Raw genomic sequence first — 15,938 nt, forward strand, 5'->3', positions numbered from 1 at the left:
TTAAAATTTATTTAAAAACCCAAATCGAATTAAGTACTTAATTATTCTTGAGCGTCTTAAACTATGGATTATTGTCATGTTTTTTAAAACATCTTCCAAATCCTGTGTATAAGCTGCATAATTAGATTGTAAAACCTCTTGCTTTTCTTTATCAATAAGCAGCTTGTTTTCTGACAAAGAACTTATTCCATCCAAATAAAATGTTGTTAGTGATTGGTCAACATGAAAGTATTTACAATTATACTTACAAACGCTATCAATAAAGAATTTCCAATCGGATACAATTTTAAAATCCTCTTTAAACAAACCAACTGTTTGAAACAATTCTTTCTTAATAAATATAGCAGGATGTGGTAAACTATCCTTTAAAAAATAAGCAAATGACAATGTATCCGGATATTCTTTTACAAATTTTTTATTCTCCCCTATCACATTCATATTAAAATAAATCAAATCATAATCTACTATTGCTTGTTGATTTTTTTCTAAAACTTTGTCATTATAAAAATGATCTCCACTATTCAAAAAAAGCAGATATTCGCCAGTTGCTCTGGCAATACCCTTATTCATAGCATGATACACTCCTTTATCTGGTTCGCTCACCCAATAATCAAATAAATTAGTATTTCGTTCTAAATAAGCCCTACTTCCATCAGTTGAACCTCCATCAATAATGATGTATTCAAACTCTTGCCAGATTTGAGAACGGACACTTTCTACAGTTTTTTGTAAACCTTTTAGATTATTATAGTTTACTGTGATTACGGAAATTTTAGGTTTCAAACTATATTTTTTAATTTTTACTTCTATACAAAAATGGAAAAAGCATTTGTCTATACCTAATAACTGGAAAATATTTAATACTAAACTTGGTAAAAAGGAGCTGAGGTTGTGAGAAAAAAAATTGTGCCCATGCTCCAATATCCTGATACAATTTATTTTGCTGTTTGTACTTCAACATCCAAATCCATTTTAATACATCATCAATAACAATAGTACTTACTTTGTTTTTACTACACCAAACAGCCATTGCTTCGTGCAGTTTTATGTTGAAAATTTTATACAATTCTTCATTATCAAAAATATTATCCTCATGCACTCCTCTTATGGCAACAGCCTTATCAATAATTCCCGTTTCTAAACGGCACTTGATAGCCATTTTCCAAAACATTTCGGAATCTTCAGCAACTATTAATTCCTCATTAAATAATCCTGTAACATCAAAAACGGATTTTTTAACAGTTAATCCGTTAATGTGAAAATGTCCACATTTACCATACAATAAATTTTTAAACAAGGCTTCTGGAGCGACTTTTTGTCTAACCGTATAGAGTTGGTGTGTTTTTAATTCCAATTCCGTTGCAGGTCTATAAAAATAAAAACCCACTGCATTATAAACTCCATCACAAGTTGGATTTTCTCTAAATAGTTTGAAATCATTGGCAAAACGATTGGGTAAAAAATAATCATCGGCATCCAGAAAAGCAATATAATTTCCTACGGATTTTTGAATACCTAAGTTTCTACTAGCCGAACGTCCTTTATTGACTTTATTAGGGTGATGGTATAATTTAACTATAGGATACTTAGAATGGAACTGTTCTACTATTTGCTGTGTAGCATCAGTACTTCCATCATTAATCACAATAATTTCAGTTACTTCCTTTTGTTCCAGAACTGATTGAATCGCTTTTTCAATAAAGCGTTCTACATTATAGGCAGGAATAATAACCGAAAGTGTTTGTTTCATTTTGAATGCTAAAATTTATTTAGTAAACCTAGTTTGATTAACCAGTTTATTTTACGCGATTTTCTTAAATTTCTTAGTACTCTTTGCAATCTAAAATTCTCCTTTAAATCATTCAGCAAAACAGAGAATTCTACTTCTAAAACTGCTTTCCTTTCTGCTGCAATTAAAGCATGATTTTCTTCTAAAGAACTAATACCTCCTTTATAAAAAGTCGAAAACACATCAGCAACTTTTCGGTAAGTACAATTGTATTTTAAAATTGCCATCAGTAAAAATTTCCAATCAGCAACTATTTTTAAATCCTCATCATAATAACCCAGTTTATCAAACACTTCTTTTTTAATAAAAGTACATTGATGACAAGGCAAATTGTTATGAAGATAATAAAAAGAAAATTCTTTTGGGTTTTCTAAAGTGAATGAAGATTCATTATCCACCACATTGATATCAAAATAAATAAAATCTTCATCTTTTAATTGATTTTGAACCTTAAACAATGAAGAAGTACCATTCAAATGATCTCCACTATTCAAAAAAAGTAAGTATTCCCCAGTAGCTACTTTAATTCCTTTATTCATGGCATTGTAAATCCCTTTATCGGGTTCGCTCACCCAATAATCAAAATATTCTTTTTGACTTTCAATATATGTTGCACTTCCATCAGTTGAACCACCATCAATAACAATATACTCCAACTCTTTCCAAGTTTGACTAACAACACTCTCGACCGTTTTTTTTAAACCTTCCAGATTGTTGTAATTGATGGTTATGATGGATAATTTAGGCATTTTTAATTCTTTTTTGCAATTTCTAAATCACTTAGCACCATTTCTTTGACCATTGAAGCCAAATCATATTCTAATGTCCAACCTAATTGACTCACAGCCTTAGTTGGATTACCTATTAACAAATCTACTTCGGTAGGACGATAATAGTTAGTATCCACCTTTACCACTATGCTCCCTATTGGTAATTCCAATTCTGGATTATGGCATTGTTTTATGATTCCAACTTCATTTTCATTTGCTCCTGTAAATTCCAGTTCGACACCACATTCAGCAAATGCCATACTCACAAACTCACGAACCGAAGTGGTTTTTCCGGTTGCAATCACAAAATCTTCTGCCTTTGGCTGTTGCATCATCAACCACATGGCTCTTACATAATCTTTAGCATGTCCCCAATCGCGTTGGGCATTTAAGTTCCCTAAAAACAAACAATCCTGTTTACCCAGCACAATACGTGCCACAGCCATGGTTATTTTTCGGGTCACAAAGGTTTCGCCCCTACGAGGTGATTCATGATTAAAAAGAATACCATTACAGGCATACATATTATAGGCTTCCCGATAATTTTTCACAATCCAAAATCCATATAATTTAGCCACTCCATAAGGTGAACGAGGATAAAAAGGAGTAGTCTCTGACTGAGGGACTTCTTGTACAGAACCATATAATTCCGAAGTAGAAGCTTGGTAAAATCTCGTTTTATTGGTCAGCCCTAAAATCCGAATGGCTTCCAGAATTCTTAAAACACCTATTCCATCTACATTAGCCACATATTCAGGAGAATCAAAACTAACCTTTACATGAGACATGGCTCCAAGATTGTAAATCTCGTCGGGTTGTACTTCCTGAATAATTCTGATAATATTAGTTGCATCAGACAAATCACCATAGTGTAATTTGAAATTTACATTTTCTTCATGTAAATCCATATACAAATGATCGATACGTTGGGTATTAAAAGAAGAGGCTCTCCTTTTTATACCATGTACTTCATAGCCTTTTTCTAATAACAATTCGGCTAAATAAGATCCGTCCTGTCCTGTAATACCTGTTATTAAAGCCTTTTTCATTGTTTACTCCTGCTGTTATATCGTTTTTTGTAATCCTATAAAAAATAGGCTATCTTTCAAAACTTATTTAAAATTGAAATTTATAACACGAATTTTTCTTCATACACCTTAGCGATTCCTTTTTCTAAAGGAATTGTAGCTTTCCAACCCATTTGATTGATTTTAGACACATCCATCAATTTTCTTGGGGTTCCGTTAGGTTTTGAGGTATCCCAAATTACCTCTCCTTCATAACCTACAATATTTTTCACTAAATATGCTAATTCTTTTATGGATAAATCCATTCCAATTCCTACATTTACATGTCCTAAATTATCATACTGCTGGATTAAAAAATGACAAGCTTCGGCTAAATCATCCACATGCAAAAATTCTCTTAAAGGAGAACCATCACCCCATAAAGTAACTTCAGGATAATTATTGATTTTAGCTTCATGAAATTTCCGCAATAGGGCTGGTAAGACATGTGAGTTTTGCAAATCGTAATTATCATTAGGTCCATATAAATTAGTGGGCATTGCCGAAATAAAATTACAGCCGTACTGACTTCTATAGGCATCACACATTTTAATACCTGCAATTTTAGCTATGGCATAAGGCTCGTTAGTAGGTTCTAATAAACCCGTTAATAAATAATCTTCTTTTAAAGGTTGTGGCGCTAATTTAGGATAAATACAGCTCGAACCCAAAAACAATAATTTCTTAACCTTATGCAAATAGCTTTGATGAATTACATTATTTTGAATCATCAAATTGTCATATAAAAAGTCTGCTCTATAGGTGTTATTGGCTATTATGCCTCCTACTTTTGCAGCTGCCAGAAATACATAGTCAGGTTGTTCCTGAGTAAAAAAAGCTGCTACAGCTACAGTATCTCTTAAATCAAGTTCAGATGAAGTGCGAGTAACTATATTATAAAACCCTCTACCTATAAGATTTCTATAAATGGCACTACCTACCATGCCGTTGTGACCCGCAATATATATTTTGGAGTTGATGTTCATCTTGATATCTAACTATAACTTATTAATTTCATCTTTTTTCAAAGCATATACCCCTCTACTTGCATAAACGGTTTCCAAAACTCAAAATTATATTTCCACCAAGCGTGACAGCCCATAGGCAATTTTTCGTGATTTATTTCATAAAGATATTCTGGTTTAACTTCAAATGCAAATTGTAAGGCTTCTTCAATCGGAGCTATCTTAAAATCTTTTATTTCTTTAGTAAAAATTTCAGCTATAAAAGCATCTTCATTTTTATGTATTCCCAATTGTATTGTATAATTTTCCCCCCAATAAATGCGTAAATAATTAAGCCATGTTGACAACTTAAATGCCAATTTGTTTGTTTTTCCAAAAGTATGATAGGCAGATTCTTTAATGTATATTTTTTTTATGGCTCTTTGCATGACTTTTACATTCCGCAATGAAAAACCTGAATTCCCCACTCCTAAAAACTCATCAGTTGGATTATCAAAACCTACAAACCAAGGTGCTCCTATATAATCATAAGCTTTATTACACCAATGCAAAAGCTCATCTTTAAATACAAAAGCATCTAATTCATAGGTTAATAAAAACTCATAATCAGCAAACAATTTATAAAAAAACTGGCTCAATTTGAGCTTGTTGTATTTTTCTACTGATGATTGCCAAATTGGATCTATAAAAACCACTTCAAAAACAGGAACTACTGCTTTGTATTTATTGAGATTCAATCCCTCAGGAGCTAGTATTCTAATCGGATGCTTTCCTAGAACCTTATAACATTGCTGAAACGATATCAACTCTAATTTACTTGGGGTTTCAGAATGTATAGGTATTACAACAACTACTTTTTTATTGTTTCTAGCCATACACTAAAACTTTAACTGCCTTTTTTATTCTATTCCCTATTTTAGTCCATAATGTTTTTTTCTTTTTAATCACTTTGTTAACTATTACCTTAGGGTAATAAAAAACACTCAGATTAGCAATTATGCGTACATTATTATCTAAAAGTCTTTGCTGATAATCAGCAAACAGAGGAATTAAATCAGGTCTGGTATTAAAATCAAATCTTGTTAGATAAGAACATATTTGTTCCGGTTTATCGAATTTATAACTACTAAAATGAAAAAATCGCAATGGATATTCTTCATTAACAAAGTATTTCTCGTCTTTCACAGAAAGTTCCCTTTCATGTAAATTCCAATTAGCCATATTATACCCCGGATGTTTCAAAATACAATAGTTATCAAATAAGGTGGGTACATAATTAATCCATAATTGATCATAAAACATATTTCTGGAAAAATCAGCAAAGCCATATTTTACGACTCTTGCTCCCCACCAATCCAGAAACTCTTTGACCTTCTCATATTGACTCAAAGCAATAAATCCCAAATTAAAAACACCGCCTCTTAAAGTATGATAATCGGTAGGAGCATACTCATCATCAATAGGTTTACAAATATGAGGAGTTAACACTATATTTTTCTTGTCAAGAACATCAAAAACCTCTTCAAAATGACTGCATACTAAAATATCGGGGTCAATATAGAGTAACTTTTCCGATTTAAAAACGGTAAATAAATGATGAAAATAAAAGGGTTTAACAGCGGTATTCAGTTCTACTATATTGTATTTAGTATTCAACTCTTCAAAACAAGGAATTTGTAATTCTTCTACAGGGATAATTATAAATTTAGAAAAAACAGTATAGTCAAAAGAAGCATCCAATTTATCCACTAATCCAATAATGAACTTTGCCTCTGGATGGTATTCCAAAAAAGAATCCCCAAGTGTTTTAGCCTGAGCCAAATAGTTATTGGAACATATAGTAAATGCTATTTTCATATGCTTATTAAACAATTATTTTTCATTATCTAAAAACTCAACTAGCCTTACAAATTTTATATATTTTTCATCTACCAAATATGACAATTCATTTAAAGAATATACAACATTATCCGTTTTTTTTAATTCATCTAATATTAATGGAAGTTCATCGTCTATTTTATTACCATCAGTTTCTATTATACTATAATGCTTATCGTGATGTTTACTCATTTCATAAGTCCAATCTCTAGTATTAAAATTCAAACTATATAATTCCTCTTCAAAAAAATAATCGGATGAATTAAAATCTACACCAGCTAACAAAATCGTCTTGTTTGGATAACAAATGGAAATGTAATTTAAAACAGTTGAAAAACTCCCTTTAAAATGATACAAAGGATCTACTAATGATTTTGACCATTTATTACCTCTTGCTATACTATCCTGTATCCTTATAAATTCAATTTTAGACTCTTTAGACATAAGATTATATCTATTAACCGGATTTATAGTAATGGAATGACTGATATAAAAATTTAACCTATTAAAAGTATCAACATTTATTTTTTTTATAGTAAATCTCCCAATTTTCACTAAATAATGAACTAAAAAAATTTTAAAAAAATTAAAAGCTTTATTAATCCAGAATGCTGCATAATTAGTAAATACAAATCCTTTGTAATTTTCAGAAAGTATAAAAGTCATCTTTTTTAATTTATTTTTCCTGAATAATTTAAAAATATAATTCAACATTCTTATGGATGATTCATCATAATCATCATGAAAATAAACATGACTAGGCTCTATTCCTGCAAGTTCATAAAAAGCAGCAAACTTGTTAATACCTATTTTAACCTCACAAGTATTTAATAATTCACGTTCTGTTTTAGTTAAGTTTAAAATACTTTTACCAGAACCTAAAACCAAAACACAATCTTTTAACATAAACTATTTTAAATTATTTTATAAAAAAACAAGTCAAACTTTAAACAATACTTTGTGTTGTTTTTTTATTCCATATTTGAAAATTACCATCTCTAAGTAATAATTCAAATCCAATACTCTCTAAAATATTTTCACATATTTTTGCTTCCTCTTGAGTTAAAATATTAGCAAACGGATGTACCTCAAGAAATATTCTTTTAAAACTGGAAAGACTTTCTTTAAAGTTTTTAAAAAAATCTAATTCACCCCCTTCAATATCCATAACTAGAGTATTAAATTCTATGTTGTATTTTTTTTTTAAAAAATCAATATCAACCCCATTTACAGTAATTTTATTGGTTGTTTTTCTTTTAGTACTTCCTCCAACAATTAAATTATGAATATAAAAAACGTTTTCTTTTTTTAGTGAAATAATAGAATTTTCTACAAAAAACGAACAATTGTTTTCCTCCCTATTTTTCTTAATCCAATTAATCAATTTAGGATTTGCTTCTAATGTGACTTGTTGAGTTTTATCTGTTAATATTTTATTTATCAAACAAGAAACATATCCTATGCACCCACCTAACTCTAATACTTTTGCATCATTTGCTAAATACTTTTCAAGATATTTTGCTTCTTCTACTTCATATTGATTTAACACAAATCTTCCTCTAAATTTAAAGTCTGTTAGATTAAATGGAATATGAATTTTTATACCTTGACTATAATAGTTTCTTTTAAAAATGGTAAAATAAACACCTGCAAGAAACAACTTTGTTTTCATCTTTTGGTCGCACAAATATTGCCTAAACAACTTATACTTTTTTAAGTTGTTTTTTAAGATATCAAGTAATTTGTTTGGAAGATATTTTTTAAGATATTTTTTCATATTACAATTTCATCTAATTTACCCCAACTACGACTAAACATCAATTTAATTTAGTTAAATATGTTTCTAATAAAAAGGTTGGAAGATCTTCAATTTCAGATTCAACAAATAATTGTTGGACATTATTTATCCGATAAATAATATTGTTATTAAATGACTGATTAACTGTTACATTTATTGAATACACCCCCCTTGACAATTGCATTTTTTTGTGACAAAAATTCAATATATACTTTTGTCTATCTATTGTTAAAAACTCTTCTTTATAATACATCAATGCAATTGGTTTATTTTCCTTATCAAAGAGACTAATTGAAAAATAAGGCATTTTACTAAGTTTCTTGTTTACAAAAGAAATTGTGAAATTAAAATCATCATTCCAATTTATCGTATTATTATATGCTTCTATTTTAAATTCAAAATCTTCAATTACCTTATCATCAACAAGTATACTTTGATTATTGTTTACAAACTTACCATAATACATATTAACACCTTTGGCAACATCAAAACCCTGAAATTCAACCTTCCCGTGTTCCATTAAAATAATTTGATTACAAATTCTAGAAATCATTGACATTGAATGTGAAACAAAAATAATTGCTGTATTCGGTATTATTTTATCTATTTGTTTATAACACTTCATAACAAAGCCCAAATCCCCCACAGCCAAAACCTCATCTATTATCAGTACATCGGGTTCCATTTGAGCAGCTACTGCAAAACCCAAACGCACTTTCATACCTGAGCTGTAGTTTTGTACCGGCATATCAATAAATTCTTCCAGCTCGGCAAAAGCAATGATAGCATCGAGTTTTTGGTCGATTTCTTTTTTGGTAAAACCTATTACGGCGGCATTGTTATAGATATTTTCCCTTCCAGAAAGAATAGGGTTAAATCCCGCTCCTAATTCTATCAAAGCTCCTATTTTTCCTTTGATGGTAATAGTGCCTTCATCGGGCGAAATTAAGCCATTAAGCATTTTGAGTAAGGTGCTTTTTCCTGCTCCGTTGTGTCCTATAAGTCCCAGGCATTCACCACGGCGCACTTCAAAACTAATGTCTTTTACTGCCCAGAATTCGTCTTTTCGCAAGTCTTTGTTTTGCTCTCTGCCTGTAATGCCGCTTATTAAATCCTGTACGCCGTAGAACAGACTTTTCTTTAAGCTCTTGGCAAATTTCTTAGAGACGTTTTCTGCTTTTATTAATACTTCTGCTTCCATTAGGCACTCATTCTTTCGGTGATAATAGGCATCGAAACCCGATACACTACCATGGCAATTAGACTTAAAAACAATGTAACTACTAAAAACCCCAACCAGAAAAAACCGTTTTCTATAGGCATTCCTGTAAGTGTATTTCTAATATCGGTAATAATATAACTCAACGGATTGATTTTCATAATGGCGTGCATCAAGCCGCTTTTAGGTATCACGTACAATACGGGTGTAATGTACATAAGAAGTTGAAGTCCTATAGGAATGAATTTACTAATGTCGTTGTATAAAATTCCAATGGGTGAAATAATAATACCAATACTGATAAAAAAGAGCATAACCAGGAACAAAAAAGGTAAAAACAACAACATGGATGTGGCAGGGATTACCTGAAAATAAAGGATAAAAAACAGAATCATGGTCAGTTTTATCAAAAAATTGAATCCTATCTTAATCAGTCCTAAGCTTATCAAAGCTTCTTTCTCAAAATTAATTTTGGTAATAATTCCTCTGTTGCCATTAATGGTTCCCATGGGCATATTCAGGCATTCGCCAAAAATAGACCAAATGGCAGTTCCCACCAAAGCAAATAAGGGATAAGGAATGTTGGTAGGCGTTAACTGTATGGTTCCTGAACTTTGTAAAAAGATCCAAACCATCGCATTCATAATCACTGGCAATATTACCCAAAAGATACCAAAAATGGATTGGCGGTGCTGAGATGTAATGTCGCGCCTGGCCAGTTGTTTAGCCAAATGAAAGGAACTGCGGTAGCCTTTGAGGCTTTTGAGCAGGATTTCTTTGATGCTGTATTTTGTACTATTTGAATAAATTCGGGTTTCCAATGCTACTTGTTTTGTTTATTCTTGGATAAGAAATAAAATCGATATCTTACTGCTATGGGTAAATATACTACCCAATTTTTAGTATCACCAAATATATCCGACTACTGACGTAAAAAATGGTTAAAAAATGCGGTTTCGATAGTAAAATTCTTCTCAGTTGTCAGTTCTCAGTTGTCAATTTTGGGTTGAGAGTTGTGAGTTGAGAGCTGTGGGTTGAATTTCTTTTCTTGCCCCTACCCCTAAAGGGGAAAAGAAATTAAGACGTGGTTTCTAATGCTATACATTATAATTTTCGGCTTCCGCCGCAGCGGATTGGGGAAAATCGAAAATTATTCACTTCTAACCTCTAACTTCTAACCTCTAACTTCCATCTCCTAACTTCTTTTTTCTGCTTTCTGTATTCTAAATTCTGCTACTTCTTTCTTCCCTCTTCTAACTTCCAACTTCTAACTCCTAACTTCCTCTTCTTTTCCCTATCTTTGCAATATGTTTACACTATTCAAATCCAAGCCAACTCTAAAGGAATTAATTCCTGACAATCATATTGACATCCATTCGCATTTGCTACCGGGTATTGATGATGGGGCAAAAACTTTTGAGGATTCCTTACGTTTAACTCAGGCCTTGAAAAGTTTTGGTATTTCTCAATTCATTACCACACCTCACATTATTCAACATGTTTGGGAGAACACCCATGAGCAGATTATAGCCAATAAAAACAGTACTGTTGAGAAACTCCATAAAAACAACATTACTATTCCGTTTCAGGCAGCTGCCGAATATTTGATGGATGATCAGTTTGTTCGCTTGTTTCAGTCGAACGATTTATTGACCTTGAAGGATAATCACGTGTTAGTTGAAATGTCGTATATCAATGCACCTATTCAGTTGTATTCGATTTTATTCGACTTAAGAGTAGCCGGTTACACTCCAGTTTTGGCACATCCGGAAAGGTATTTGTTTTATCACAAAAATTTTAACGAATACGAAAAACTTAAAAAAGCAGGTTGTTTGTTTCAACTCAACTTACTGGCTGTAGTGGGTTATTACGGAGAAAACATTACTAAAATTGCAGAGAGCTTACTGCAAAAAGGAATGTATGATTTTGTAGGTTCTGATGTACATCATGATAATCATATTGCCGCTTTTGAACAAAAAATTAAAATAAAAGAGGTACAACCGCTAAAAGATATTATTGCTAATAATCAGTTTTTCAAATACTGATTGCGCAGATTTTTCTTTCAAAACTTTGCAGTGTTTTTTTTAAACCATATACCTGTCTGCCGACAGGCAGGAGTCATATAAGTTTTTATAAGTTCCTCTCTGACTGATTAAATTTTCCTGAAGTAGATATAAGAACTATCCTTTGAAACTTTGCGATTAACATTAATACTTTGCAGTTTATTTGTCTTTACCACAATCCCAATAGCTATCTGGACTTCCAACTTCCAACTTAGCATCATTTATCCAACACCTCATAAGCCGAATTCATGCTCTTGAACTCAGGAACTATTTTTTTCATTTTGCTTACAATAGCTTCTTTTTTATGAAAATTAGCAATCGTTATCAATTCTTCAATTTCGTCGTGCAGGATTTCGAATTCTTCCTGTACTTCTTCAGCAATCATAATTTTATGATGGTGGGTAGGAATTGTTTTTGAAGTATCATTCAGTAATTCTTCGTATAATTTTTCTCCCGGACGCAAACCTACAATCTTGATTTTGATTTCTTCATCAGGTACAAAACCGGCTAGTTTGATCATTTTTCGGGCTAAATCGATAATCTTGACCGGTTTTCCCATATCGAAGATATAGATTTCGCCTCCTTTACCCATAGCCCCGGCTTCAAGAACCAACTGACAAGCCTCAGGAATAGTCATAAAGTATCGGATAATATCCGGATGCGTGATGGTTATCGGTCCTCCGGCAGCTATTTGTTTGGTAAACAAAGGAACCACAGAACCATTAGATCCTAACACATTCCCAAAACGGGTGGTGATGAATTTAGTGTGTTTAAAATTTTTCTCAGCAATCGATTTTAACTGTAAAGATTGTACGTATTTCTCTGCAATACGTTTACTGGCTCCCATTACATTACTTGGGTTTACGGCCTTGTCGGTAGAAACCATTACAAAATTCTTTACCTTGTGTATACAAGATAAATCGGCTATAATTTTAGTTCCTTCCACATTAGTCAGAATGGCCTGCGATGGATTTTCTTCCATCAAAGGCACATGCTTATAGGCTGCTGCATGAAAAACCACATCAGGCAGATGTTTTTTAAAGACAGCATTCATTGCATCTTTATTTCTAATATCTGCCACTATGGTTACTAATTTTTCCTGAAAACCAAGATTAGCCAATTCTATAGACAAATTATGCAAAGGGGTTTCGGCCTGATCCACCGCTATGATATTTTCCGGCTTATAAAGCATTACCTGTCGCACTATTTCGCTACCTATGGAACCCGCAGCACCGCTTATTAGAATAGTTTTATCCTTTAATTGTTTAGAAATCGCTTTACCATCTAAAACAATCGGTTTTCGCTCTAATAAATCTTCAATTTGTAAACTTTTTACTTTTTGAGAAATCTCTTTTTGATTTTCCCAATCGGTAATTAAGGGAACGATATAAACTTTGAAATTGAACTCCAAACATTGCTCCACGATAACCAATCGTTCCTCTTTCGACAAACTTTTATCGGCTATAATGACTCCTTCGGCACCTACGGAACGCATCAATGTAGGTAATTTTTTCTTCTGAATTAATATAGGCAAATCCATCATTCTTTTGGATGAATTTTGACTATTCTTATCAACAAAACCCACAATCTTAAAACGGCTGGGTACTTCCAGTTTTAAAGCATTGGCAACAGCAAGAGCATTGGCATCTGTTCCATAAATTATGGTTCTAGGTAATTTCACATCATTTCTTTCAGAAAAAAAGTGCTCAAAAACTTGTTTTACTACTACTCTATATAAAAACAAGCCGCAAAAAGATAGCACCATATTGATGAAAAGTGCTGTGTTCAAATAAATTTTATAACCGTAGAAAAATTGAAATACAAAATTTAAACTCACAAAAAAAACCAGGACTGAAATTTGAGAAAACAATAGCTTTATGGCATCTGTATAGGATGAATGTCTAATAATTCCTGCATAAGTTCTAAAAATCCAAAAAGAAAAGACATTTATTCCTATTAAGAAACAGATGTAAGGCACTTTATTATCAAAAGCGATATAATGCAAGCCAACACCATTGATAATCAGCTTTGTAAAGAAAAAACTAATAATAAGCACCATCAAGTCAATACCTAAAACAATCCATCTAGGTAAATAACTCAGATTACGAATAGTGAGCATCAAATCTCTTCTTAGAAGAAAATTGACAATCTTATTAACATTGTCTCTCTTAGTAGTTTTACTCAAAATATTTTCCCTTTATTTTTAATCCTCAAAAATAGAACATAAAGACGTTAAAAAAAAACTTTCATAACTCATATTACTGAACAAATACATTAGTTTAATTTTCAACCTCAAATTACTCTAATTTTACAAATTTTAACGACTGTAAAATAGTATATAAATTTTATCCGTCTTTGACTAAGCAGTCAAATATAAAGCTTATAATTTATGCTTTAACAAACCCAAAAGATATTCTCCATAACCTGATTTTTTCAAAGGTTCGGCTAAATCTCTTAGTTGTTGCTCTGAAATAAATCCCTGTCGCCAGGCAATTTCTTCAATGCAGCCTACTTTTAATCCCTGACGCTCTTCAATAACCTGAACAAATTGTCCCGCCTGCATCAAACTGTTAAAAGTTCCTGTATCTAACCAGGCCGTTCCTCTACTCAATATACCAACTTTTAAGGCTCCTTTTTCTAAATAGGCTTTATTGACATCGGTAATTTCATATTCACCTCTGGCACTTGGTTGAATATTCTTAGCGATTTCTACCACCGAATTATCATAAAAATACAATCCCGGCACTGCATAATTGGATTTGGGTTCCAATGGTTTTTCTTCAATTGAAATAGCGTTCAAATCCTTATCAAATTCAACCACTCCATAACGCTCCGGATCAGAAACATGATAAGCAAATACAACTCCTCCTTCGGGATTGCAATTAGACTGTAACAACTCATCCATATTAGAACCAAAGAAAATATTATCTCCCAGAACTAAGGCTACACTATCATTGCCTATAAATTCTTCACCAATAACAAAAGCCTGTGCCAAACCGTTAGGAACAGCCTGTTCGGCATAGCTAAATTGGCAACCTATAGCCGAACCGTCGCCCAATAATTTTTTGAAATTAGGCAAATCATGCGGGGTAGAAATTATTAAAATTTCATTAATCCCTGCTGTCATCAACGTTGACAAAGGATAATAAATCATCGGTTTGTCATACACCGGCATCATCTGTTTACTCATAGCCAATGTTAAGGGATGTAAACGGGTTCCGGAACCTCCGGCAAGTATTATTCCTTTCATGGTTTTACTAATTTTGAGAATTAATTCGAATACTGTTTCTCATAATACGAAGCATAAGCCCCGGAAGTCACATGATCCAGCCAGGTTTGATTTTCCATATACCAATTGACAGTTTTTTCCAAACCTTGTTCGAAAGTAACCGATGGTTCCCAGCCTAACTCTTTGTTTATTTTAGTCGCATCAATAGCATAACGCAAATCATGTCCCGGACGGTCTTTTACATAAGTAATTAACTTTTCAGATGTTCCTTCGGCTCTGCCTAATTTTTCGTCCATGATTTTGCAAAGTAACTTCACCAAATCAATATTTTGCCATTCATTAAAACCACCAATATTGTAAGTATCGTGATTTTTACCTTCGTGAAAAACCAAATCAATTGCAACGGCATGATCTTCAACAAATAACCAATCTCTGGTGTATTTCCCATCTCCATAAACGGGTAAAGGCTTATTATTGATAATATTATTGATAAACAACGGAATCAATTTCTCCGGAAAATGATTCGGCCCGTAATTATTGGAACAATTGGTCAGTACATAAGGTAAACCATAAGTTTCGCCATAAGCACGTACAAAATGGTCGGAACTGGCCTTAGAAGCCGAATAAGGGGAATTAGGGTCGTAAGCCGTAGTCTCAGTAAACAAACCTTCAGCTCCTAAGCTACCATACACCTCATCGGTACTGATATGATAGAAACGTTTTCCTTCAATATTGTCTTTCCAAATCGTTTTAGCCGCATTTAACAAATTAACTGTCCCAATAACATTGGTTTTTACAAATGCCATCGGGTCAGTTATCGAACGATCCACATGCGATTCGGCCGCCAAATGCAATACGCCGTCAAATTGATGTTCGGCAAACAATTGATCTATAAAAGCAGCATCAACAATATCCCCTTTTATAAAAGTGTAATTAGGATACTTTTCAATATCAGCTATATTTTCCAGATTTCCGGCATACGTCAAAGCATCCAAATTAAAGATTTGACACTCCGGATATCTTGTAACAAAACGTCTCACCACATGAGAACCGATAAAACCGGCACCACCGGTAATTAGTATTTTTTTCATTTATTTCTAATTTTACGAATCAATTCGGATTGACACGAATTAATTATTCTTTTTTTTCTTTCTACCTCT

General features: G+C 32.4%; 15 protein-coding genes. 1 reads left to right on the plus strand and 14 read right to left on the minus strand.

Annotation, left to right across the window (positions count from 1 at the left end; genetic code table 11):
• The 11 genes from BIW12_RS03175 to BIW12_RS03225 form a co-directional block, all read right to left on the minus strand.
• Entirely contained in the window at positions 1-783 is a 783-nt protein-coding gene (locus BIW12_RS03175) for a glycosyltransferase family 2 protein (RefSeq protein WP_071183781.1), read from the minus strand.
• A 10-nt stretch (positions 784-793) separates the two neighbouring features.
• Positions 794-1,750, minus strand: coding sequence for a glycosyltransferase family 2 protein (locus BIW12_RS03180; protein WP_071183782.1), 957 nt, complete (start codon positions 1,748-1,750; stop codon positions 794-796).
• An 8-nt stretch (positions 1,751-1,758) separates the two neighbouring features.
• The gene (locus tag BIW12_RS03185) at positions 1,759-2,538 is read right to left on the minus strand and encodes a glycosyltransferase family 2 protein (RefSeq protein WP_071183783.1); all 780 of its coding nucleotides are present in this window, start codon (positions 2,536-2,538) and stop codon (positions 1,759-1,761) included.
• Positions 2,539-2,540: 2 nt separating this feature from the next.
• A complete protein-coding gene (gene gmd, locus BIW12_RS03190) occupies positions 2,541-3,608 on the minus strand; it encodes a GDP-mannose 4,6-dehydratase (RefSeq protein WP_071183784.1) in 1,068 nt (355 codons plus the stop codon).
• 80 nt (positions 3,609-3,688) lie between these two features.
• Entirely contained in the window at positions 3,689-4,612 is a 924-nt protein-coding gene (locus BIW12_RS03195) for a GDP-L-fucose synthase family protein (protein WP_071183785.1), read from the minus strand.
• A gap of 38 nt (positions 4,613-4,650) precedes the next feature.
• A complete protein-coding gene (locus BIW12_RS03200; protein WP_071183786.1) occupies positions 4,651-5,466 on the minus strand; it encodes a DUF5672 family protein in 816 nt (271 codons plus the stop codon).
• Complete coding sequence (locus tag BIW12_RS03205) at positions 5,459-6,448, minus strand: hypothetical protein (RefSeq protein ID WP_071186106.1); 990 nt, start codon at positions 6,446-6,448, stop codon at positions 5,459-5,461. Before BIW12_RS03205 ends, BIW12_RS03200 begins: the two co-directional genes overlap by 8 nt.
• Positions 6,449-6,463: 15 nt before the next feature.
• Positions 6,464-7,375: a hypothetical protein gene (locus BIW12_RS03210; RefSeq protein ID WP_071183787.1), complete on the minus strand. Its 912-nt coding sequence runs from the start codon at positions 7,373-7,375 to the stop codon at positions 6,464-6,466.
• A gap of 40 nt (positions 7,376-7,415) precedes the next feature.
• Positions 7,416-8,141: an FkbM family methyltransferase gene (locus BIW12_RS03215; RefSeq protein ID WP_198033447.1), complete on the minus strand. Its 726-nt coding sequence runs from the start codon at positions 8,139-8,141 to the stop codon at positions 7,416-7,418.
• Between the two features lie 145 nt (positions 8,142-8,286).
• Positions 8,287-9,468, minus strand: a complete 1,182-nt coding sequence (locus tag BIW12_RS03220; RefSeq protein WP_071183789.1) for an ABC transporter ATP-binding protein — start codon at positions 9,466-9,468, stop codon at positions 8,287-8,289.
• On the minus strand, positions 9,468-10,307 hold the full coding sequence (locus tag BIW12_RS03225) for an ABC transporter permease (RefSeq protein WP_083382038.1): 840 nt from the start codon (positions 10,305-10,307) through the stop codon (positions 9,468-9,470). The genes BIW12_RS03220 and BIW12_RS03225 overlap by 1 nt, the downstream gene beginning before the upstream one ends.
• 486 nt (positions 10,308-10,793) lie before the next feature.
• Here BIW12_RS03225 and BIW12_RS03230 point away from each other — a divergent pair, with 486 nt between their 5' ends.
• Positions 10,794-11,531: a tyrosine-protein phosphatase gene (locus BIW12_RS03230; RefSeq protein ID WP_071183790.1), complete on the plus strand. Its 738-nt coding sequence runs from the start codon at positions 10,794-10,796 to the stop codon at positions 11,529-11,531.
• Positions 11,532-11,766: 235 nt separating this feature from the next.
• Here the strand turns inward: BIW12_RS03230 and BIW12_RS03235 are convergent, their stop codons facing one another.
• The 3 genes from BIW12_RS03235 to rfbB all read right to left on the minus strand — a co-directional run bounded on the left by BIW12_RS03235 (position 11,767) and on the right by rfbB (position 15,869).
• Complete coding sequence (locus BIW12_RS03235; RefSeq protein ID WP_083382039.1) at positions 11,767-13,668, minus strand: polysaccharide biosynthesis protein; 1,902 nt, start codon at positions 13,666-13,668, stop codon at positions 11,767-11,769.
• 261 nt (positions 13,669-13,929) lie between these two features.
• On the minus strand, positions 13,930-14,799 hold the full coding sequence (gene rfbA, locus BIW12_RS03240) for a glucose-1-phosphate thymidylyltransferase RfbA (RefSeq protein ID WP_071183792.1): 870 nt from the start codon (positions 14,797-14,799) through the stop codon (positions 13,930-13,932).
• 20 nt (positions 14,800-14,819) lie between these two features.
• On the minus strand, positions 14,820-15,869 hold the full coding sequence (gene rfbB, locus BIW12_RS03245; RefSeq protein ID WP_071183793.1) for a dTDP-glucose 4,6-dehydratase: 1,050 nt from the start codon (positions 15,867-15,869) through the stop codon (positions 14,820-14,822).
• Positions 15,870-15,938: the final 69 nt, after the last annotated feature.

Source organism: Flavobacterium commune (assembly GCF_001857965.1).
Lineage (GTDB): Bacteria > Bacteroidota > Bacteroidia > Flavobacteriales > Flavobacteriaceae > Flavobacterium > Flavobacterium commune.